22 protein-coding genes are annotated in these 19,357 nt (G+C 62.7%); 11 read left to right on the forward strand and 11 right to left on the reverse strand.

Annotation, left to right across the window (positions count from 1 at the left end; genetic code table 11):
- Positions 1-9 precede the first annotated feature (9 nt).
- Positions 10-675 carry a heme exporter protein CcmB gene (gene ccmB, locus KEC16_RS13005; RefSeq protein ID WP_211549588.1) on the reverse strand — a complete coding sequence of 222 codons (666 nt, stop codon included), beginning with the start codon at positions 673-675 and terminating at the stop codon, positions 10-12.
- Complete coding sequence (gene ccmA / locus KEC16_RS13010; RefSeq protein WP_211549590.1) at positions 672-1,343, reverse strand: heme ABC exporter ATP-binding protein CcmA; 672 nt, start codon at positions 1,341-1,343, stop codon at positions 672-674. Before ccmA ends, ccmB begins: the two co-directional genes overlap by 4 nt.
- 227 nt (positions 1,344-1,570) lie before the next feature.
- Here ccmA and acnB point away from each other — a divergent pair, with 227 nt between their 5' ends.
- Complete coding sequence (acnB, locus tag KEC16_RS13015; protein ID WP_211549592.1) at positions 1,571-4,156, forward strand: bifunctional aconitate hydratase 2/2-methylisocitrate dehydratase; 2,586 nt, start codon at positions 1,571-1,573, stop codon at positions 4,154-4,156.
- Between the two features lie 93 nt (positions 4,157-4,249).
- On the opposite strand, the gene KEC16_RS13020 is transcribed toward acnB, so the two are convergent.
- A complete protein-coding gene (locus KEC16_RS13020; RefSeq protein WP_211549594.1) occupies positions 4,250-4,771 on the reverse strand; it encodes a bacteriohemerythrin in 522 nt (173 codons plus the stop codon).
- A gap of 134 nt (positions 4,772-4,905) precedes the next feature.
- Between KEC16_RS13020 and KEC16_RS13025 the strand changes: the two genes are divergently transcribed.
- Complete coding sequence (locus KEC16_RS13025) at positions 4,906-5,397, forward strand: metal-dependent hydrolase (protein WP_211549596.1); 492 nt, start codon at positions 4,906-4,908, stop codon at positions 5,395-5,397.
- On the opposite strand, the gene KEC16_RS13030 is transcribed toward KEC16_RS13025, so the two are convergent.
- Positions 5,392-5,970, reverse strand: a complete 579-nt coding sequence (locus tag KEC16_RS13030; RefSeq protein WP_211549598.1) for a malonic semialdehyde reductase — start codon at positions 5,968-5,970, stop codon at positions 5,392-5,394. The genes KEC16_RS13025 and KEC16_RS13030 overlap by 6 nt on opposite strands.
- 74 nt (positions 5,971-6,044) lie before the next feature.
- On the opposite strand from KEC16_RS13030, the gene KEC16_RS13035 reads away from it, so the two are divergent.
- Entirely contained in the window at positions 6,045-7,073 is a 1,029-nt protein-coding gene (locus KEC16_RS13035; RefSeq protein WP_211549600.1) for a polysaccharide deacetylase family protein, read from the forward strand.
- 29 nt (positions 7,074-7,102) lie between these two features.
- Here KEC16_RS13035 and KEC16_RS13040 read toward each other — a convergent pair whose 3' ends face one another.
- The 5 genes from KEC16_RS13040 to KEC16_RS13060 all read right to left on the reverse strand — a co-directional run bounded on the left by KEC16_RS13040 (position 7,103) and on the right by KEC16_RS13060 (position 10,641).
- Positions 7,103-8,596 (reverse strand): DnaJ domain-containing protein, encoded by a 1,494-nt coding sequence (locus tag KEC16_RS13040; protein ID WP_211549602.1) that lies wholly within the window; start codon positions 8,594-8,596, stop codon positions 7,103-7,105.
- A gap of 65 nt (positions 8,597-8,661) precedes the next feature.
- On the reverse strand, positions 8,662-9,153 hold the full coding sequence (locus tag KEC16_RS13045; protein WP_211549604.1) for a hypothetical protein: 492 nt from the start codon (positions 9,151-9,153) through the stop codon (positions 8,662-8,664).
- Between the two features lie 61 nt (positions 9,154-9,214).
- Positions 9,215-9,640 (reverse strand): hypothetical protein, encoded by a 426-nt coding sequence (locus KEC16_RS13050; RefSeq protein WP_211549606.1) that lies wholly within the window; start codon positions 9,638-9,640, stop codon positions 9,215-9,217.
- A 117-nt stretch (positions 9,641-9,757) separates the two neighbouring features.
- On the reverse strand, positions 9,758-10,117 hold the full coding sequence (locus KEC16_RS13055; protein WP_211549608.1) for a carboxymuconolactone decarboxylase family protein: 360 nt from the start codon (positions 10,115-10,117) through the stop codon (positions 9,758-9,760).
- 83 nt (positions 10,118-10,200) lie between these two features.
- Positions 10,201-10,641, reverse strand: a complete 441-nt coding sequence (locus tag KEC16_RS13060) for a nucleoside deaminase (RefSeq protein WP_249209165.1) — start codon at positions 10,639-10,641, stop codon at positions 10,201-10,203.
- Between the two features lie 73 nt (positions 10,642-10,714).
- Here KEC16_RS13060 and KEC16_RS13065 point away from each other — a divergent pair, with 73 nt between their 5' ends.
- From KEC16_RS13065 to KEC16_RS13080, 4 genes are all read left to right on the forward strand, one after another.
- On the forward strand, positions 10,715-11,431 hold the full coding sequence (locus KEC16_RS13065; RefSeq protein WP_211549610.1) for a gamma-glutamyl-gamma-aminobutyrate hydrolase family protein: 717 nt from the start codon (positions 10,715-10,717) through the stop codon (positions 11,429-11,431).
- Positions 11,428-12,423: a pseudouridine synthase gene (locus KEC16_RS13070; RefSeq protein WP_211549612.1), complete on the forward strand. Its 996-nt coding sequence runs from the start codon at positions 11,428-11,430 to the stop codon at positions 12,421-12,423. The genes KEC16_RS13065 and KEC16_RS13070 overlap by 4 nt, the downstream gene beginning before the upstream one ends.
- Positions 12,404-12,949 carry a 16S rRNA (guanine(966)-N(2))-methyltransferase RsmD gene (rsmD, locus tag KEC16_RS13075; RefSeq protein ID WP_211549614.1) on the forward strand — a complete coding sequence of 182 codons (546 nt, stop codon included), beginning with the start codon at positions 12,404-12,406 and terminating at the stop codon, positions 12,947-12,949. The genes KEC16_RS13070 and rsmD overlap by 20 nt, the downstream gene beginning before the upstream one ends.
- A gap of 62 nt (positions 12,950-13,011) precedes the next feature.
- Positions 13,012-13,755 carry a Bax inhibitor-1/YccA family protein gene (locus KEC16_RS13080; RefSeq protein ID WP_211549617.1) on the forward strand — a complete coding sequence of 248 codons (744 nt, stop codon included), beginning with the start codon at positions 13,012-13,014 and terminating at the stop codon, positions 13,753-13,755.
- 61 nt (positions 13,756-13,816) lie between these two features.
- On the opposite strand, the gene nth is transcribed toward KEC16_RS13080, so the two are convergent.
- Together nth and KEC16_RS13090 are read right to left on the reverse strand one after the other, a co-directional pair.
- Positions 13,817-14,449, reverse strand: a complete 633-nt coding sequence (nth, locus tag KEC16_RS13085; RefSeq protein ID WP_211549681.1) for an endonuclease III — start codon at positions 14,447-14,449, stop codon at positions 13,817-13,819.
- Positions 14,450-14,479: 30 nt separating this feature from the next.
- A complete protein-coding gene (locus KEC16_RS13090) occupies positions 14,480-15,403 on the reverse strand; it encodes a DUF1848 domain-containing protein (protein ID WP_211549619.1) in 924 nt (307 codons plus the stop codon).
- A 210-nt stretch (positions 15,404-15,613) separates the two neighbouring features.
- Between KEC16_RS13090 and dnaK the strand changes: the two genes are divergently transcribed.
- The 4 genes from dnaK to KEC16_RS13110 all read left to right on the forward strand — a co-directional run bounded on the left by dnaK (position 15,614) and on the right by KEC16_RS13110 (position 19,342).
- The gene (dnaK, locus tag KEC16_RS13095; RefSeq protein WP_211549621.1) at positions 15,614-17,524 is read left to right on the forward strand and encodes a molecular chaperone DnaK; all 1,911 of its coding nucleotides are present in this window, start codon (positions 15,614-15,616) and stop codon (positions 17,522-17,524) included.
- A 69-nt stretch (positions 17,525-17,593) separates the two neighbouring features.
- Positions 17,594-18,739 (forward strand): molecular chaperone DnaJ, encoded by a 1,146-nt coding sequence (gene dnaJ / locus KEC16_RS13100; RefSeq protein WP_211549624.1) that lies wholly within the window; start codon positions 17,594-17,596, stop codon positions 18,737-18,739.
- A 58-nt stretch (positions 18,740-18,797) separates the two neighbouring features.
- Complete coding sequence (locus KEC16_RS13105; RefSeq protein WP_211549625.1) at positions 18,798-19,043, forward strand: type II toxin-antitoxin system CcdA family antitoxin; 246 nt, start codon at positions 18,798-18,800, stop codon at positions 19,041-19,043.
- A complete protein-coding gene (locus KEC16_RS13110; protein WP_211549627.1) occupies positions 19,043-19,342 on the forward strand; it encodes a CcdB family protein in 300 nt (99 codons plus the stop codon). The genes KEC16_RS13105 and KEC16_RS13110 overlap by 1 nt, the downstream gene beginning before the upstream one ends.
- Positions 19,343-19,357: the final 15 nt, after the last annotated feature.

Genomic DNA, 19,357 nt, shown 5'->3' on the forward strand with positions numbered 1-19,357 from the left:
GGCGGGGCGCTATTCCAGCGCTTGGCGCAACGCCGCCGAGGTCGCCCAAGGGGCCAGCGGCAAGCAGGCGGCAAGCATGGCCGCCAAGATCAACAAATGCGGTTCGGCCGACAATCCTTGGACGGCGGCGTCAATGGCGCCGACCCCGAAAATCAATACGGGAACGTAAAGAGGCAGGATCAGCAACGAGACCAGCACCCCGCCGCGCCGCGCGCCCAAGACCAGCGCGGCGCCAATGGCGCCAATCAGCGACAGCACCGGGGTGCCGATCAGCATGGTCAGCATCAGAACGGCGAAGCCGTCGCTGTTCATATGCAACAGAACCGCCAAAATCGGGGCGGCGACCAGCAACGGCAATCCGGTGGTCAGCCAATGGGCCAGAACCTTGGCCAGCACCACCACCATCAATGATGTCGGGGTCAGCACCAGCAATTCCAGCGAACCGTCTTCATAATCGGTCTGGAACAGGCGATCCAACGACAGCATCGACGCCAACAGCGCGGTGACCCACAGCACCCCGGCGGCGACCCGCTCCAAGATGCCGGCTTCGGGGCCGATGCCGAACGGAAACAGCACCACGGTCAAGACGAAGAACGTCACCACCATCAAGCTGTCCGACCCTTGGCGCAGAGCCAGCCGCAAATCGCGTCGCACAACTTCGAGGAAACGGATCATGCCGGGTCTTCTTCTGTTTCGATTCCAAAATCATCCAGGTGAACGGTGCGGGCGCCGGGCAAATCCACATCCTGGTGGGTGGATAACACCACCATCCCCCCGCTGGCGCGGTGGTCCGCGAAAACGCCTTCCAGCACCTTGATGTTATGGCGATCCAAGGCCGTGGTCGGTTCGTCCAAAAGCCACAACGGCGACGGCGCCGCCAGCAACCGGGCCAGATTGGTCCGCCGCTTTTGTCCCGCCGACAGCATCTTGCCCGGGATATCGCGCAAATGGGCAAGGCCGAAGCGGGACAGCGACCGATCCACCGCGTCACTGGCGCGGGCAGCGTCCGGTTCATGCAACCGCGCCCAAAAACGCAGGTTTTCCGCCACCGACAGCACCGGCTTGATGGCGTCGTGATGGCCGACATAATGGGTGCGGGCGGCGTGGATTTCCGGCTCGGCCTGGGTCGAAACCGCGCCCCAGGCCAGCTTTCCCGCCGCCGGCTTCAACAACCCGGCCATCACCCGCAGCAAGCTGGACTTGCCCGAGCCGTTGGGTCCCAGCAAGACCAAAGCTTCGCCGGCGGCAACGCTGAAATCCAGGCCGGCGAACACCACCCGGCCGCCGCGAATGCAGCCGAGGCCGTGACCGGTGAAGGGGGGAAGATCGTTTGGCGCGTTCATGGTCCTGGTATGGCAGAAAACCGGCCGGGGTGAAAGTGATGAACGTCAAGCAAAGTCCGGCTTCAGCCCCCCAGCGGGTGGTGCAATCCCCGCCCGAACGGATAGTTCAGACTGGACTTAAAGCGAAAATTATGGTGTAAGCGCAGGCAATGAAGTCCCATATAATAAGCCAACCGGCTTCCCCCCTTGGGGTTGCCATTCATTCCCCCTTTTTGCGGAGGTCATCCGTGCTTGAAGCCTATCGCCAGCATGTCGCCGAACGTGCCGCCCTCGGGATTCCGCCCCTGCCGCTGTCGGCCAAGCAGACCGAGGAACTGGTCGCCTTGCTGCAAAACCCGCCCAAGGGGGAAGAGCAGTCCCTGGTCGACCTGATCACCCACCGTGTTCCCGCCGGCGTCGACGATGCCGCCCGCGTCAAGGCCACCTTTCTGGCCGACATCAGCGCCGGCGCCATCGCCTGCGCGCTGATCAGCCGGGTCAAGGCCACCGAATTGCTGGGCACCATGCTGGGCGGTTTCAACATCCAGCCGCTGATCCGCCTGCTGGGTGACAAGGAATGCGGCAAGGCCGCCGCCGAAGCGCTGAAAAAGACGCTGCTGGTGTTCGATTACTTCCACGACGTCAAGGATCTGGCCGACAAGGGCAATGCCGACGCCAAAGAGGTGTTGCAGTCCTGGGCCGATGCCGAATGGTTCACCTCGCGTCCCGAGGTTCCGGAAAGCCTGACCGTCACCATCTTCAAGGTGACCGGCGAGACCAACACCGACGACCTGTCGCCGGCCCCCGACGCCTGGAGCCGCCCCGACATCCCGTTGCACGCCTTGGCCATGCTGAAGAACCCGCGTCCGGGCATCGAACCGGAAGAAGCCGGCGTGCGTGGCCCGATCAAGTTCCTGGAAGACCTGCGGGCCAAGGGCAACCTGGTCGCCTATGTCGGCGACGTGGTCGGCACCGGATCGTCGCGCAAATCCGCCACCAATTCGGTGTTGTGGTTCACCGGCGAAGACATCCCCTTCGTCCCCAACAAGCGTTTCGGCGGTGTCTGCCTGGGCACCAAGATCGCCCCGATCTTCTACAACACCATGGAAGATGCTGGCGCCCTGCCGATCGAACTCGACGTCAACCAGATGAACATGGGCGACGTGGTCGAGCTGCGCCCCTATGAAGGCAAGGCCTTGAAGAACGGCGCCGTCATCGCCGAATTCAAGGTCAAGTCCGAGGTGATCTTCGACGAAGTGCGCGCCGGCGGCCGCATTCCGCTGATCATCGGCCGTGGCCTGACCACCAAGGCCCGCGACGCCCTGGGTCTGCCGGTCAGCACCTTGTTCCGTCTGCCGCAACAGCCGGCCGATACCGGCAAGGGCTATTCGTTGGCGCAAAAGATGGTCGGCCGCGCCTGTGGCCTGCCGGAAGGCAAGGGCATGCGCCCCGGCACTTATTGCGAACCCAAAATGACCACCGTCGGCAGCCAGGACACCACCGGGCCGATGACCCGCGACGAGCTGAAGGATCTGGCTTGCCTGGGCTTCTCCGCCGATCTGGTCATGCAGTCGTTCTGCCACACCGCCGCTTACCCCAAGCTGGTCGATGTGCAGACCCACCGCACGCTTCCCGAATTCATCTCGACCCGTGGCGGCATCGCCTTGCGTCCGGGGGATGGCGTCATCCATTCCTGGCTGAATCGTCTGCTGATGCCCGACACCGTCGGCACCGGCGGCGATTCCCATACCCGCTTCCCCATCGGCATTTCCTTCCCGGCCGGTTCCGGTCTGGTCGCCTTTGCCGCCGCCACCGGCGTCATGCCGTTGGACATGCCGGAATCGGTGCTGATCCGCTTCAAGGGCGAAATGCAGCCGGGCGTCACCCTGCGCGATCTGGTTAACGCCATTCCGCTTTACGCCATCCGCCAGGGCATGCTGACGGTGGAAAAGAAGGGCAAGAAGAACATCTTCTCCGGCCGTATCCTGGAAATCGAAGGCTTGCCCGACCTCAAGGTCGAACAGGCGTTCGAGCTGTCCGACGCCTCGGCCGAACGTTCGGCCGCCGGGTGCTCGGTGCGCCTGTCCCCGGCCCCGATCATCGAATACATGACCTCGAACATCACCCTGATGAAGTGGATGATCGCCGAGGGCTATCACGACGCCCGCACCCTGGCGCGACGGATCAAGGCGATGGAAGCCTGGATCGCCGATCCCAAGCTGCTGGAACCCGACGCCGATGCCGAATATGCCGCCATCATCGAAATCGATCTGGCCGACATCAAGGAACCCATCGTCGCCTGCCCGAACGATCCCGACGACGTCAAGCTGTTGTCCGAAGTCGCCGGCGACAAGATCGATGAAGTCTTTATCGGTTCGTGCATGACCAATATCGGCCATTTCCGTGCCGCCGGTAAGGTTCTGGACGGCAAGTCGGATATCCCCACCCGCCTGTGGATCGCGCCGCCGACCAAGATGGACGCCACCATCTTGAACGAGGAAGGCTATTACAGCGTTTTGGGCAAATCCGGCGCCCGCATGGAAATGCCCGGCTGTTCCTTGTGCATGGGCAACCAGGCGCAAGTCCGCAAGGGTTCGACCGCCATGTCGACCTCGACCCGTAACTTCCCCAACCGTCTGGGCATCGACACCCGCGTCTATCTGGGGTCGGCCGAGCTGGCCGCCGTCTGCGCCCTGATGGGCAAGATCCCGACGGTGGCCGAGTACATGGAGCAAGTCAGCGGTCTGGAAGCCAAGGCGGCCGACATCTATCGCTACATGAACTTCGACCAGATCGCCGAATTCCGCGATATCGCCGCCACGGTGAACGTATAATTCAGGCTTCGGGCTGAAATGACCAACCCCCGCCGGGCAACCGGCGGGGGTTTCTTTTATTGGTCAACCGAAACGAAACAAGACGCCCAAGGATTACAGCTTGTCCGCCGCCAGTTTTTCCGCCAACGCCTTTTCCGCCGCAAGTTTTTCCGCCGCGGCGCGGGCTTCGCGCCGATGCTTTTCCGCCAGCAGCTTTTGCGCCTGCATCTGTTGGATGTAAGGGCGCATGCGCAAATCCGACTGGATGATGTGATCGACCAGCCATTCCTTCAAAAAGCCGGCCAGATCGCGAACCATGCGGTCGCGGTCGGGGCCATCAGCGGTTTTGGTGTATTCACCGACGATCAAAGACAGTTTCTTCAGCACATCGCGATGTGACCGGCGGTGACTATCATAATAGGGATAGCGAATGGCCAGCTGAATGTCTTCTTCGCGCTTGAAATGTTCGCCGGTATATTCCACCAAACCCAACAACACCCGGGCAACCCGCTTGTGTTCGATATGGCCCCCCGACATGGCTGCTTCAAAAGCATTGATCAAATCCACCAGATGCCGATGATCGGCGTCGATGGTTGGATCCCCGGTATTCATGGCCTCGCGCCAAGCAATAGACATCACACACCCCCGAGACTCTTCCGTCCCGCCCGTTTCCCATACGGAGTTTACCCGAGGCGCGGCAGCAATTCCAACAATGGAATACCAGCCCTGCGCGCATCCGCAGCGCGCACAAATGCAGGAACCACACGATCATGATGGCCGGATCGCATATTGCCGTCGGCGCCGCCCTGTGGGCGGTGACCGCACGCGTGTCGGGAATGGAGACGATCGAACCACAGGCCCTGGCCGCCGCCGCCCTGGGGGCGCTGTTGCCCGACATCGACCACCCGCAATCCTGGGCCGGCCGCAAGATGCGCCTGGTGTCGGTGCCGCTGGCCCTGGTGGTCGGCCATCGCGGCATCACCCATTCGGCCCTGGCCATCTTAGGCTGCGCCGTTTCGCTGATGGTCCTGGGGACCGGTTGGCTGGCGGCGCCGGTGGTGGTCGGCTATCTGTCGCATTTGCTCGCCGACAGTTTGACGCCGTCCGGGGTACCGTTGCTGTGGCCGAACAAGCGGCGCTTTACCCTGAACCTGTGCCGAACCGGATCGGTGACCGAAATCGCCCTGGTGGCGGCCATAATCGCCGCCGCCGGCTGGGCCGCCGGCATCGACCTGTCACACCTGCCTCGGCCAAAATTATAAAATGGCGCAGCCTTGTGCGAATGACAGCCGCGGATTGCGGGGATGCAGTTTCGTTGCGTCCCCGTAACCGATATTGACGAGGAAATTGGCCTGCCAATGAGTATCGGCAAAAAACGTCCCGTCCACCGTGCCGGCGTCAAACCCGCTCATCGGACCGCAATCCAACCCCAATGCCCGTAGCGCCAAGATGAAATAGCCCGCTTGCAGGCTGGAATTGCGAAAGGCGGTGGCGGCGATCAGACCGTCATTGCCCGCGAACCAAGCGCGCGCATCGGTCTGCGGGTACAGTTCCGGCAATTTGTCGTAGAATTTCATATCCTGGGCGATGATCGCCGTCACCGGGGCGGCCATGGTTTTATCCACATTCCCCGGCGCCAAGGCTGGCCGCAACTTTTCCTTGGCCGCCGGACTGACGACAAAAGCAACCCGCATCGGTTGACAATTGGCCGAACTCGGCCCCAGCACCGCCATATCCCAGGCTTGATGCAACAAGGCCGGATCGACCGGGCGATCTTGCCAATAAGAATGAGTGCGACCAAAGGTGAACATTTGCTCGAGCAGCGGGGTGGTCATGGACCGTCTCCTGTCGTACAACAATAAAAGTTGTTTTAGCTTAAGCTTCACCGGGGCAAGGAACATAGAGGTTGATGCGCGGACTCGGTCGATTCATTGCCATTGTTGCCCTGACCCTGATGGGGACGCAGGCGCTGGCGGCTGATTCGGCGGTGGTGTTCATGTATCACCGCTTCGACGACCCGCGCTTTCCCACCGCCAATACCCGCCTCGATCAGCTGCAAGACCACATCGCCGAGTTGAAAGCCGGCAATTATACCGTCTGGCCCATCCCCCGCATCATCGCTGCGCTGAAAAGCGGCCAGCCACTGCCCGAACGCACGGTCGGCCTGTCCATCGATGACGCCTGGATCACCGTATATCGCACCGCCTGGCCACACTTAAAGGCTGCCAATCTGCCGTTCACCCTGTTCGTGGTCACCGACGAAACCGATAGTGGCGGGGCCGAATACATGAGCTGGGACCAAATCCGCGAAATGACCCAATCGGGTCTGGTCACCATCGGCAGTCAAGGCGCCGGCCACCCGCATATGCCGGCGCTGTCAGCCGCCGCGGTCGCCGAGGATCTGACCCGCGCCGCCGCCCGTTTCCAGGCGGAATTAGGCAGCGTGCCCAAGCTGTTCGCCTGGCCGTTCGGGGAAATGAGCCGCGAGGCCGAAACCACGGTGCGCGCCGCCGGCTATGACGCGGCCTTTGGCCAGCATTCCGGCCCGGCTTGGCTGCACTCCGACCCTTATTTCCTGCCCCGTTTCGCCCTTAACGAAACCTATGGCGAAATCGAACGCTTTCGTCTGGCGGCACGCACCCTTGCCCTGCCGGTGATCGACGTCACCCCCGCCGATCCCAAGCTGGTCAACAACCCGCCTTTGTTCGGCTTCACCTTGGCGCAAGACGTCCCCGGCGTCGAATTACTGGCCTGCTACGCCGCACATGAGGGCAAGCTTGCCATCGAGCAATTGGGGCCACGGGTGGAGGTCCGGATGATGAAACCGTTCCCGCCCGGACGCGGCCGCATCAATTGCACCATCCCCACCCTGGATGGGCGCTGGCGCTGGTTCGGTTGGCAATTTTACCTAAGCCCCGATGGCTCCAACGCCAATTAGAGCGTGATGCATCGTCAAGGCGTCCCGGTCTAATCATCCTCGACGAATTTATCGATATCCAGACGCTGCGGCCCGCCGTCATCCTTGACCGGCAGCGCCAGAGAAATTTCAGGCAAGGTCATCATCGACGAGGTTCGGGTTGCCGCCAAAGTGCGGAAAGTCACCGTGAACGGCAGTAAGCCAGCCTCCATATCGCCGACAAACAGACCGCACGCGCGGGAATAACCACTGCCGATGGCGAATTCCATGCGGTACGTGCCTTCGGGAATATTGCCCACCGCAAGATGATACGTCGCCGGAATGAAATACGAGACCACCGTGGTGCCGCTGGCGGTCTTGAGTTTCACCACCGCGTCATAACGCCCTTCATTATGGATCATCAGCCGGTGTTCACCACTGGCCCGGCGCATCAGCACCTCGCCGGCTTCCGGCTTGACCCCTCGATTGGCGGCGCACCAATCCTGCTTGTGGCGGCTGCCGGCGCCGGCATAAAGGCCGCGCCGCGACACCCAACCGATGACGCCGGACGGCGTCCGCACCTGCGCCCATTCCGGATCGGGCGAATCCAAAATTTGTACGGTTGTGAAACGATCAAGCAGGGTCAGCAGCGGCGCCCCTTCCAGCGGGGCCTGGCGCAATTTCAAATCGGCCACCGCCACATGACGGATATCGCCGACCAAAGCCGGCTGCACCGAAATGCCGGCGGAGGTGGCCACCGGCTGATCCCACGGCTTGGTCAGGCCAAAGCCCAACAATCCCAAAGCCACCGGCAAGGCGGCCAAGGGCAAGCCCTGGGCCGCGAAAACGCCGCCTTTCCACGGCGCCCAGCGGCCGCGCAAGCGCCGGGTCGAATCCTGGGTGGCTTGGCGCAACACCGTCACCTGCCGCTTATGCACCGACAAGCGGGCAAAGCGGGCCGCTTGTTCGGTCAGCCCACGGGCCAGATCGGTTTCTTCCAGATCCAGAAAGGCGCGGGCCTGACGAATCAGCAACCGGGCATTTTGATGACGCGGCTTGGTGCCGCCGAACAAATTGCGCAAAAGCGCGATCGGGGTCAAGACCAGCCCCATGGGCGACCACCAGCCCCAAGCCCAAGTCTGGGTACTGGCCTTAGCCGCGGCCAAATCGGCGCAGTCCCGGCAAAAAATGCCCTCGTCGTGGCTCCAACTGGCCCAGATCAGGTAACTTTTTACCCGGTGGAAAATGACGTAGCGGGGCTGGGCGGTAACCTTGCCGCAGCGTGAACAGGCGAAGGGCGACGACGGGTAATCGTCGCCGTCCTCGGTCAGCGGATGCACCCCGGTGGCATCGTATTCGGCCCGCCGCAGCACGTCCTGCAACACCCGGTAGGCCTCGACAAGTCTTTGAAATTCCAGGCGCGCACCCTCGCTCGGATTGCGGTCTGGATGCAGCTTCTTGGCCCGCGCGCGATAGGCCGTCTTGATCGCCACAAGGTCGGCCCCCGGCGCAAGGCCGAGGATCGCATAATAGCCCTTGGGGTCCTGGGACAGGGTGCTGTTCATCGCTTCAATTCTTGGACATGTCGCCATCAGCCTTGCAAGCACCATGCCGCGACTGTGCGCAAAATTCAGCGATGATTGACCTCGGATTGGATGCGGGTCAAGGCTTCAAGAATACGTTCCCGACTCGCGTCATCGGCGCCACCATGACGCCGCAAAAACTCGGACAAGGGCCGCCCCGAGCCTAAACCGACCAGAACACCCTCGCGCTGGACCACCCAATCGCGCACCAATTGCGCCGCATTGTCATGGCAACCGCCACAGAACTGGCGGAAATCAGCGGATGTCCCGGCTTGCGCCGTCAACATGGCGGTCAACTCGGCGATCTGATCGGCGGCATAGCCGCCATTATGGCGAACCAGATAGGCCGTCACCGGCTGTCCGGACAGTCGGCCGGTGAGAACGCCGGCCCGCATCTCCAGGGATTCGCGGGCGAAATCGCCGGCATGGCCGTGACAACCGCCACATTGACCATCCCACAATGCATGCAGGTCACTGGCCCGCGCCGAACCGGCGACAAGGAAAAGCGCAACGGCACACAGACGGGAGAATGTCGACATCATCATCATTCCCGATTCGTAACAAGAAGGCGAAGCCCCGCCAAAATCCCCCCAGGGACAATCAGGGCGCCATCCGTCCGCGCTGTTGGCCTTGGGGCGGCACTTGGGCGGTGGCGAAGCGATCGAATATCCAATTGGCGACGGCGTTCAATTGTCCGTCGGTCAGCTCAGGAAAGGTGTCGCCGATGGGCGGCATCAGGCCAAAACGCTGAACCGCCATGGCATCCACCGCCTTGGCCTCGGCCGGCGCCTTGATGAAATCCAACACCCGGGCGACAAAGACAGCCCGCTCGGGGCCGGTCACTTGCCGCAGATGCGCCGCCATCATGTCCATGGGGGGCGCGATCATTTCATCGCGTCGCGCCGGGTCACGCTGCTTGAAGTGGCAGGTGCCGCAGGCGCGGTCGAAAATCTCCTCGGGCTGCTCGGCCGCGGCGGGAAGGGCCAGCGCCAGCATGGACAGAAGGGAAAAGGCCAACACTCTCATCGCCAGTCTCCGTCCGATGTTGGACCATGGCAGCATGAAACCACCCTGTCCGCCGTGACGGCGGTCATGCCGCCGGCCAAGAAATGACCCGGCGGGTCATTTCCTGGCCAAACCGATTTATTCCGCCGCCTTGTCGGCCACATGCTGATCATAGGCTTCGACCGCCAGACCGCCATACATCAAGGACGGCCCACCGCCCATGTAGACGGCCATGCCGATCACTTCCATCAATTCTTCCCGGCTGGTGCCAAGATCGCGGGCCGTGCGGGTGTGGAAGGTGATGCAGCCATCACAACGGGCGGCGATGGCGATACCCAGGGCCACCAGTTCCTTGGTCTTGGCGTCCAGCGCCCCATCGGCGCACGCCGCCTTGGCCATGGCGGAAAAGCCCTTCATCACCTCGGGGATGCCGCCGCGCACCTGTCCGACCAGGGTGGACAGGTCCTTGGCCAGATCGGGCCAGTTCTGGGTGCTCATGGACTGAAACTCCGTTTATGGATGCAATGCGGCTAATATGCTGTTCTGGTGAAGAATGTGAAGCGCGCCCCGCGCATGGATGCTCAGCGTCTTTGCCGGAAGAAATCGCGCAGCAAGGCCGAGGCCTCGGATTCACGCAGACCGCCGACGATTTCGGGATGATGATGACAGGTCGCGCGCGCGAACACCCGCGCCCCATGCTCGACGCCGCCGCCCTTGGGATCATAGGCGCCGTAATACAGCCGGCGCAGCCGGGCATGGGCGATGGCCGCCGCGCACATGGGGCAGGGCTCCAACGTCACGTACAGATCGCATTGTTCCAGCCGGGTCCGCCCCAAGACGGCGGCGGCGGCGCGGATCACCTGCATTTCGGCGTGGGCGGTGGGATCATTCAATTGCTCGACCCGATTGCCATCGGCGGCGATCACCGCCCCGTCGCACACCAGCACGGCCCCCACCGGCACCTCGCCACGCCGGGCGGCGGCCTGAGCCTGATCAAGGGCACGTTGCATGAAGTCGGTCATGCTCACCATCTAACACATTGCCGCCATCGCCGCAGGGTTCTATACGATGGTCGGATCGAGACAAAGGCATTCCATGGACGATCTTGCGGTTATCGGCATCACCTTGGACAGCGAACAGCCGGGGGGCTATTCCAAATTCCCCTGGTATGCGCTGCGACAGAATTATTGTTCGGCGGTAGTCAACGCCGGCGGCCTGCCGCTGCCCTTGCCGCACGAACCGACCTTGGCCGCCGCCTATCTTGACCGCATCCATGGGCTGATCGTCACCGGCGGCGCCTTCGACGTCGATCCGGCGCTGTTCGGCGCCGCCACCCGTCATGAAACGGTGGTGCTGAAACAGGCCCGCACCCAATTCGAACTGGCGATGATCCAGGGGGCGCTGGCCCGCGACATGCCCATTCTCGGCATTTGTGGCGGCCAGCAATTGCTCAACGTCGCCTTGGGCGGCACCCTGATCCAGCATATTCCCGCCGAAATCGCCGCTTGTCTGGCGCATGAGCAGCCCAATCCGCGCGACCAAGCCGGCCATGACGTGGTTTTGGTCGCCGGCAGCCGGCTCGCGGCCATCGCCGGGGGCTTGCGCATCGCCGTCAACAGCGCCCATCATCAGGCGGTCAAGACGGTGGCGCCGGGTTGTGTCGTCAATGCCCACGCCGAAGACGGGGTGATCGAAGGCATCGAGGACCCGCGCCGCAAATTCTGCATCGGTGTGCAATGGCACCCGGAATTCACCATCTCAGACGCGGACGCCCGATTGTACCGCGCCTTCATAAAGGCCTGCCGCGCATGAGCGACGAAAACGACACCATCCCCGAAGACAGCGAAGCCGAAGCCCCGGAAAAGGGTGAACGCATCGCCAAACGGCTGGCCCGCGCCGGCATCTGTTCACGACGCGACGCGGAAAAGCTGATCACCTCGCGCCGGGTGGTGGTCAACGGCAAGGCGCTGGAGAGCCCGGCCTTCCTGGTCGGCCCCACCGATCGCATCGTCGTCGACGGCCAATTGGTGCCGGAAGCGGAAAAGGCGCGGGTGTGGCGCTATCACAAGCCGGCCGGACTGGTCACCACCCACCACGACCCCCAGGGCCGGGCCACCGTGTTCCAAAAACTGCCTGAAACCATGCCGCGGGTGATTTCGGTCGGCCGCCTGGATCTCAGTTCCGAAGGCCTGCTGCTGCTGACCAATGACGGCGAGCTGGCCCGGTCGCTGGAATTGCCGGCCGCCGGCTGGGTGCGGCGCTATCGCGTCCGCGTCCACGGTTCGATTGAACCGGAATCGCTGGTGCCTTTGGAAAAGGGCCTGACCATCGACGGCGTCAAATACGGCCCGATCAAGGCGATCTTGGATCGTCAAAAGGGCTCGAACGCCTGGCTGACCATCAGCCTGAAGGAAGGCAAGAACCGCGAAATCCGCCGCGTGATGGAACATATGGGCTGGCCGGTCAGCCGATTGATCCGGGTCTCTTATGGCCCGTTCCAATTGGGCAACCTGGAAGAAGGCGGGGTCGAGGAAGTGCCGGCCAAGATCGTCAAGGAACAATTGGGCCAAGGCGGCGGCAATTGGGCCAAGGCCGATACCGAGGATCGTCCGCGTCCGCCGGCCAAGCACAAGCCCCCGCACGAGAGCAAGGGCCCACGCGAGGGCAGGGGAGCTTACGAAAGCAAGGGACCGCGCGACACCAAGGGATCGCACGAAAGCAAGGGACCGCGCGACACCAAGGGATCGCACGAAAGCAAGGGACCGCGCGACACCAAGGGACCCCATGAGACTCGTCGGCGGTAAACACAAGGGCCGCGCCCTGCAGGCCCCGGACGGCAAGATAGCGCGGCCCACCGCCGACCGGGCGCGGCAGGCCTTGTTCAATATCTTGGCCCATTCCGATCTGGTGGAACTGGACGGCGCGGTGGTGGTCGATTGCTTCGCCGGTTCCGGTGGGCTGGGGCTGGAAGCGCTGTCGCGCGGCGCCGCCGCGGTGACCTTCGTCGAAAATCATCCGCTTTCCATCGCCGCCATCCGCGCCAATCTGACCGCCTTGCGCGAAGACGCCGAGATCATCCGCGCCGACGCCACCAAGCTGGCCAGGGCCAAGACAGCCTGCACCCTGGCCCTGTTGGACGCGCCCTATCATTCCGGTCTGTCGGCGCCGTGCTTGGCGGCCTTGGCGGCTCAGGGCTGGCTGGTCGACGGCGCCCTGGCGGTGGTGGAAGTCGCCGCCAAGGAGGATTTCACCCCTCCGCCCGGCTTCACCGTGCATGACCAACGTATCTATGGCGCGGCCCGGTTGATTTTCTTGCTTTTCCGCGCTTGATTCGTCCCCTGACCGCGCCATATTGGTCGCAACGTGCAACTCCCGAGCCACGAGGTAAGACAATGGCCTTCGGATCCGATCGTAAATATATGACGCCTGCGCAAGCCGACGCCGCCCAGATCGACGTTGGTCTGCGTCAGTACATGCTGCGGGTTTACAACATGATGGCGCTGGGCCTGGGCCTGACCGGTGTGGTCGCCTTGCTGGTCGCCAACAATCCGGCCGTCTTCGGCCTGTTCTTCCAGCGCAGCGCCACCGGCAATGTCGGCCCCAACCTGTTGGGCTGGGTCGCCTTGCTGGCTCCGGTCGGCTTGGCCCTGTGGCTGAGCTTCCGCCTCCACGCCATGCGCGCCAGCACCGCCGCCGGCATGTTCTATGGCTATGCGGCGCTGATGGGCATTACGCTGTCCATGTACCTGCAAATCTATACCGGCGTCAGTGTCGCCCGGACCTTCTTCATCACCGCTTCGGCCTTCGCCGGTCTGTCGCTGTGGGGCTATGTCACCAAGAAGGACCTGTCCGGCTTCGGCAGCTTCCTGATCATGGGCCTGTGGGGTCTGATCATCGCCTCGCTGGTCAACATGTTCCTGGGCAGCTCGATGATGAGTTTCATCATCTCGGCCGCTGGCGTGCTGATTTTCGCCGGCCTGACCGCCTATGACACCCAGAAGATCAAGGAAATGTATTTCGAAGCCGACGACAGCGAGACCGCTTCGAAAAAGGCCATTTTCGGCGCCCTGACCCTGTATCTCGACTTCATCAACCTGTTCATCTATCTGCTGCGTTTCCTCGGCGACCGCCGCTAAACCAGCGCTTGACCAACAAACCCCCGCCGGGTCGCCTCGGCGGGGGTTTTCGTTGATGCCCTCAGATGGTCTTGGCCTCGAACTGGCACAGATCGTTGACCACGCACAGATGGCATTCGGGCTTCCTCGCCTTGCAGACATAGCGGCCGTGCAGGATCAGGTAATGATGGGCGTCGCGGCCCCACCGCGCCGGGGTGATTTTCAGCAAGCCTTCCTCGACCTCCAAGACCGTCTTGCCCGGGGCCAGGCCGGTGCGGTTGCCCAGGCGGAAACAATGGGTGTCGACGGCGATGGTGGGATGGCCAAAGGCCACGTTCAACACCACGTTGGCGGTCTTGCGACCGACACCGGGCAATGCTTCCAGCGCGGCGCGCTCCTCGGGCACTTGGCCGCCATGGCGGGCCAGCAGGATTTCCGACAAGGCGATGACGTTCTTGGCCTTGGTCTTGTACAAGCCGATGGTCCGGATGGCCTCGCGCAGATTTGCCTCGCCCAACGCCACCATGGCGGCCGGATCACGCACCCGGGCGAAAAGCGGCCCGGTCGCCTTGTTCACCCCGATATCGGTGGCCTGGGCCGACAACACCACCGCCACCAGCAAGGTATAGGAATTCACGTATTCCAGATCGCTTTTGGGATTGGGGCGGTCGGCGGCAAGACGCGCATAAAACTCGTCGGCCTGGGCGGCATTCATCATGGCAGATCTTTCGTCGTCATCGTCCACTTATACCAGCAGGCTTTCCGTTTCGTCCCGGATGACCGGCGCGAACAGATAGTCACCCAACGGGTCATGGCCGCCGTGACGCCGCTTGGCCAACGCCCGCGACCCCACCGCATAACAATAGGCGCAGCCGTGTGGGCAGGTGTCATAAGCCCCGATATCGCGGCTTTGATGGCAGGCGCAGCCGGGACGGTTGCCCAAGACCTTGGCGGCGATGGCCCGCCGCAATCCCCAGCCGGCGGCCACGTCTTCCAGTCGGCGCGCATCGATGCAGACCGCCGCCTCGGTTCCCGGCGCCGCATAGGCCGGCTGCGAACACAGACCAAGACGCATGCCGTGGCCGGCGGCCATCCGGGCCAAATCGGCGGCCAAGTCCCGCTTCACCGCCTCGTCCGGGTCGTCCCAGTCAAAGCCTTCGGCCCGCGCCGCCGCATCCATGTTGCGCGCCGTCTTTTTGTAAATGGTGGCGAATGAAATGACGCATTCATCCACCACCCCGGCCAGCGCCTGGGCCAGACGGGCGAAATTTTCCCGGTGAAACCCAACCGGGGTCAGGCTGGTGAAAACAATGGGGTCATAGCGCCAGACCACGGCGCGGGGGCCAAATTCCGCCGCCAGTTCCCGCATATGGGCAATCGCCCGCTCTGGCGCGATCACCGAAAGGTCCAAGGCGCGAGGATAGCCGGTCACCGTCTGACTGACGACAAAGGGCAGATCGGCCGCCCGCACCATGCGCAAACCGGGAACAAAGGGCTGGGCGTTGCGAGTCCAAAAAACAAAGCCGTCAACATTCTGGCGCAAGGCGATCGTCGCCGGCGGCCCGCCATAGGGGTTCACCACCTTGGCGAAACCGGCGCGGAAGCGATTTTCGAACCATGGCGCATAGAACGCGGGAATGTCGGTGCGGTAGCTGGCCGAAACGATCATGGGGCAATGCTGACCCTGGCGCGGCATTGTTGGCCAGCGCTTTTTTCATTTCCGCATGAGTTGAAGTTCGTCGGGAGTTGCAGCCCCCCAACGCCACCCTATATAACCCCGCAGACGGCGCGTGTGCGCCATCCGGATTATCCAAGGGGGTCCGGCGGTTGCCGCCCTGTCACAGGGACCACCGGACCGGCCAAATTGAATGAGGACGACATGAGCAAAGTCATCGGTATCGATCTGGGCACCACCAATTCCTGCGTTGCGGTGATGGACGGCAAAACCGCCAAGGTCATCGAAAACGCCGAGGGCATGCGCACCACCCCCTCCATGGTCGCCTTCACCGATTCCGGTGAACGTCTGGTCGGTCAGCCGGCCAAGCGCCAGGCGGTCACCAACCCGACCAACACCTTGTTCGCCATCAAGCGCCTGATCGGGCGCCGCTTTGACGATCCGATCACCAAGAAAGACATGAACTTGGTGCCCTATCACATCGTCAATGGCGAGAATGGCGACGCCTGGGTCGAATCGGGCGACAAGAAGCACAGCCCCAGCCAGGTTTCCGCCTATATCCTGATGAAGATGAAGGAAACCGCCGAATCCTATCTCGGTGAAAAGGTCACCCAGGCGGTGATCACCGTCCCGGCCTATTTCAATGACGCCCAGCGTCAGGCGACCAAGGATGCCGGCCGCATCGCCGGCCTGGAAGTCCTGCGCATCATCAACGAACCGACCGCGGCCGCCCTGGCCTATGGCATGGAGCGCAAGGGCGGCGGCATCGTCGCTGTCTACGATCTGGGCGGCGGCACCTTCGACGTCTCGGTGCTGGAAATCGGCGACGGCGTGTTCGAAGTCAAGTCGACCAACGGCGACACCTTCCTCGGCGGCGAGGATTTCGACGCCCGCATCATGGATTACCTGGCCGACGAATTCAAAAAAGAGCAGGGCATCGACCTGCGCAATGACCGTCTGGCCTTGCAGCGCCTCAAGGAAGCGGCCGAAAAGGCCAAGTGCGAGCTGTCTTCGTCGATGCAGACCGAAGTCAACCTGCCGTTCATCACCGCCGATGCCTCTGGCCCCAAGCATCTGAACATCAAGCTGACCCGCTCGAAGCTGGAAGCCCTGGTGGAAGATCTGGTCGCCCGCACCATCGAACCCTGTAAGGCGGCGCTGCGTGACGCCGGCCTCAAGGCCAGCGAAATCGACGAAGTCATCTTGGTCGGCGGCATGACCCGCATGCCCAAGATCCAGGAAGTGGTGAAGGAATTCTTTGGCCGCGAGCCGCATAAGGGCGTCAACCCGGATGAAGTGGTGGCCATCGGCGCCGCCATCCAGGGCGGCGTGCTCAAGGGCGAAGTCAAGGACGTCTTGTTGCTCGACGTCACCCCGCTGTCGCTGGGCATCGAGACCCTGGGCGGCGTCTTTACCCGTCTGATCGACCGCAACACCACCATCCCCACCCGCAAGTCCCAGGTGTTCTCCACCGCCGAGGACAATCAGACCGCGGTCACCATCCGCGTGTTCCAGGGCGAGCGTGAGATGGCCGCCGACAACAAGATCTTGGGCCAGTTCGATCTGATGGGCATTCCGTCGGCGCCGCGCGGCGTGCCGCAGGTGGAAGTGACCTTTGACATCGACGCCAACGGCATCGTCAATGTCAGCGCCAAGGACAAGGCCACCAACAAGGAACAGCAGATCCGTATCCAGGCGTCGGGCGGTCTGGCCGATGCCGATATCGAACGCATGGTCCGCGAAGCCGAAGCCCATGCCGCCGATGACAAGAAGCGCAAGGAAACGGTGGAAGCCCGCAACCATGCCGACGGTCTGGTTCACAGCTCGGAAAAGTCGCTGAAGGAATTCGGCGACAAGGTCGATGCTGGTCTCAAGAGTGAAATCGAAGCCGGCATCGCCGATTTGCGTGCGGTGATGGATGGCGACGATGCCGAACTCATCAAGACCAAGACCGAGGCCTTGATGCAGACGTCCATGAAGCTGGGCGAAGCCATGTACAAGGCCCAGGAAGCCGCCGGCGGTGCCGAGGCCGAGGGTTCCGCCGCCGCTGGCGGTGACGACAAGGTGGTCGACGCCGATTTCGAGGAAGTCGACGGCGACAAGAAAGGCAAGTAAGCCTGAAAGCCAAATAGCCCGCCCCGTTCGCCGGGGCGGGCCAGTTGTCCTGTAAGAAATGGTATTGGTATGAGCAAGCGCGACTATTACGAAGTCCTGGGTGCAGAACGCGGGGCCTCGGCCGATGAGCTGAAAAAGGCCTATCGCAAGCTGGCTATGCAGTACCATCCCGACCGCAACCCGGATAACCCGGACGCCGCCGACAAGTTCAAGGAATTGAACGAGGCTTATGACGTCCTCAAGGACGAACAAAAGCGCGCCGCTTATGATCGCTTTGGCCATGCCGCCTTTGAAAACGGCATGGGTGGCGGGCGCGGACAAGGCGGTTTCTCGGATTTCGGCGGCGGCGGCGGCGGTTTCTCGGATCTGTTCGAGGAAATGTTCGGCGATTTCATGGGCGGACGACGCGGCGCCGCCACCGGGCGCGGCAACGATCTGCGCTTCAACATGGATATCAGCCTGGAAGACGCCTTCGCCGGCAAAAGCACCACCATCACCGTGCCATCCTCGGCGTCGTGCGAATCGTGCAAGGGCACCGGCGGCAAGGACGGCGCCCAGCCGACCACCTGTGGCACCTGCCACGGCCATGGCAAAGTGCGGGCGCAGCAAGGCTTTTTCACCATCGAACGCACCTGCCCGACCTGTCAGGGCATGGGCAAGGTGATCAAAGACCCCTGTCGGGTGTGCGGCGGCCAAGGCCGCGTGCGCAAGGACAAGACCCTGCAAGTGACCATTCCCGCCGGCGTCGAGGAAGGCACCCGCATTCGCCTGTCGGGCGAGGGCGAGGCCGGCGCCCGCGGTGCCCCCGCCGGCGATCTGTACATCTTCTTGTCGATCAAGCCGCACCGCATCTTTCAGCGCGACGGTGCCAACATCTATTGCCGGGTGCCCATCCCCATGACCACCGCCGCCCTGGGCGGAGTTATCGACGTCCCCACCATCGACGGCTCGATGACCAAGGTGACCATTCCGCCCGGCAGCCAATCGGGCAACCAGTTCCGGCTGAAATCCAAGGGCATGAGCGTGCTGCGCAGCCCCGCCCGTGGCGACATGTTCATCCAGGCCATGGTCGAGACCCCGGTCAACCTGACCGCCCGCCAGCAGGAATTGCTCAAGGAATTCGATGCTGCCGGCGACACCGACGGCAAACACAACCCTGAAAGCGAAGGCTTCTTCGCCAAGGTCAAGGAGTTGTGGAAGGATCTGACCGAATAGGATTGAACCCCCGCTCTTCATGCGCATATCATCTGCGCATGAAGAGCGGAGCGATCCCATGAGTACGGTGTCGAAGAAGTCGAATTCCAAGCAATCGTGTAACCTCAGCATCAATGCTGCGTTGCTGCGCGAGGCCAAGGGCTTGGGCATCAACCTGAGCCAGACCCTGGAATCCGAACTGGAAAAGCTGGTGCGCCAAGCCAAGGCCAAGACCTGGGCCGAGGAAAACCGCGAAGCCATCGAAAGCCAGAACCGCTGGATCGAGAAGCACGGCTTGTGGAGCGACGGGCTCAGGATGTTCTGATGCGCCAATTCGACGTGCATCTGCCCAATGGCGACGGCCCCTTGTTGCTGGTTCTGCAAGCCGAGGCCGTCAACCCGTTTTCCATCGTCGTCGCCGCACCGCTTTATCCCGCCGACGACTGGCACGATCCGGTGCGCCACCTGCAACCCCGCTTCGTCATCGGCGACAAAAATTTCGTCCTTGCCACCAATTATCTGGCGGCTGTTCCTCGCAGCCAGTTCGGCACTGTGCTGGCGTCGCTGGAGCCGCACCGCGCAACCATCCTCGCCGCCCTGGATTTCCTGTTCACCGGCATCTGACCTACGGAGCAACAC

Origin of the sequence: Magnetospirillum sulfuroxidans (assembly GCF_018224925.1) — a bacterium.
Lineage (GTDB): Bacteria > Pseudomonadota > Alphaproteobacteria > Rhodospirillales > Magnetospirillaceae > Magnetospirillum > Magnetospirillum sulfuroxidans.

Bases quoted from the DNA above. Each gene is read 5' to 3' on its own strand.
- ccmB (WP_211549588.1), bottom strand. From the start codon at position 675: ATGATCCGTTTCCTCGAAGTTGTGCGACGCGATTTGCGGCTGGCTCTG.
- ccmA (WP_211549590.1), bottom strand. From the start codon at position 1,343: ATGAACGCGCCAAACGATCTTCCCCCCTTCACCGGTCACGGCCTCGGC.
- KEC16_RS13020 (WP_211549594.1), bottom strand. From the start codon at position 4,771: ATGTCTATTGCTTGGCGCGAGGCCATGAATACCGGGGATCCAACCATC.
- KEC16_RS13025 (WP_211549596.1), top strand. From the start codon at position 4,906: ATGATGGCCGGATCGCATATTGCCGTCGGCGCCGCCCTGTGGGCGGTG.
- KEC16_RS13030 (WP_211549598.1), bottom strand. From the start codon at position 5,970: ATGACCACCCCGCTGCTCGAGCAAATGTTCACCTTTGGTCGCACTCAT.
- KEC16_RS13035 (WP_211549600.1), top strand. From the start codon at position 6,045: ATGCGCGGACTCGGTCGATTCATTGCCATTGTTGCCCTGACCCTGATG.
- KEC16_RS13040 (WP_211549602.1), bottom strand. From the start codon at position 8,596: ATGAACAGCACCCTGTCCCAGGACCCCAAGGGCTATTATGCGATCCTC.
- KEC16_RS13045 (WP_211549604.1), bottom strand. From the start codon at position 9,153: ATGTCGACATTCTCCCGTCTGTGTGCCGTTGCGCTTTTCCTTGTCGCC.
- KEC16_RS13050 (WP_211549606.1), bottom strand. From the start codon at position 9,640: ATGAGAGTGTTGGCCTTTTCCCTTCTGTCCATGCTGGCGCTGGCCCTT.
- KEC16_RS13055 (WP_211549608.1), bottom strand. From the start codon at position 10,117: ATGAGCACCCAGAACTGGCCCGATCTGGCCAAGGACCTGTCCACCCTG.
- KEC16_RS13060 (WP_249209165.1), bottom strand. From the start codon at position 10,641: ATGACCGACTTCATGCAACGTGCCCTTGATCAGGCTCAGGCCGCCGCC.
- KEC16_RS13065 (WP_211549610.1), top strand. From the start codon at position 10,715: ATGGACGATCTTGCGGTTATCGGCATCACCTTGGACAGCGAACAGCCG.
- KEC16_RS13070 (WP_211549612.1), top strand. From the start codon at position 11,428: ATGAGCGACGAAAACGACACCATCCCCGAAGACAGCGAAGCCGAAGCC.
- rsmD (WP_211549614.1), top strand. From the start codon at position 12,404: ATGAGACTCGTCGGCGGTAAACACAAGGGCCGCGCCCTGCAGGCCCCG.
- KEC16_RS13080 (WP_211549617.1), top strand. From the start codon at position 13,012: ATGGCCTTCGGATCCGATCGTAAATATATGACGCCTGCGCAAGCCGAC.
- nth (WP_211549681.1), bottom strand. From the start codon at position 14,449: ATGAATGCCGCCCAGGCCGACGAGTTTTATGCGCGTCTTGCCGCCGAC.
- KEC16_RS13090 (WP_211549619.1), bottom strand. From the start codon at position 15,403: ATGATCGTTTCGGCCAGCTACCGCACCGACATTCCCGCGTTCTATGCG.
- dnaK (WP_211549621.1), top strand. From the start codon at position 15,614: ATGAGCAAAGTCATCGGTATCGATCTGGGCACCACCAATTCCTGCGTT.
- dnaJ (WP_211549624.1), top strand. From the start codon at position 17,594: ATGAGCAAGCGCGACTATTACGAAGTCCTGGGTGCAGAACGCGGGGCC.
- KEC16_RS13105 (WP_211549625.1), top strand. From the start codon at position 18,798: ATGAGTACGGTGTCGAAGAAGTCGAATTCCAAGCAATCGTGTAACCTC.
- KEC16_RS13110 (WP_211549627.1), top strand. From the start codon at position 19,043: ATGCGCCAATTCGACGTGCATCTGCCCAATGGCGACGGCCCCTTGTTG.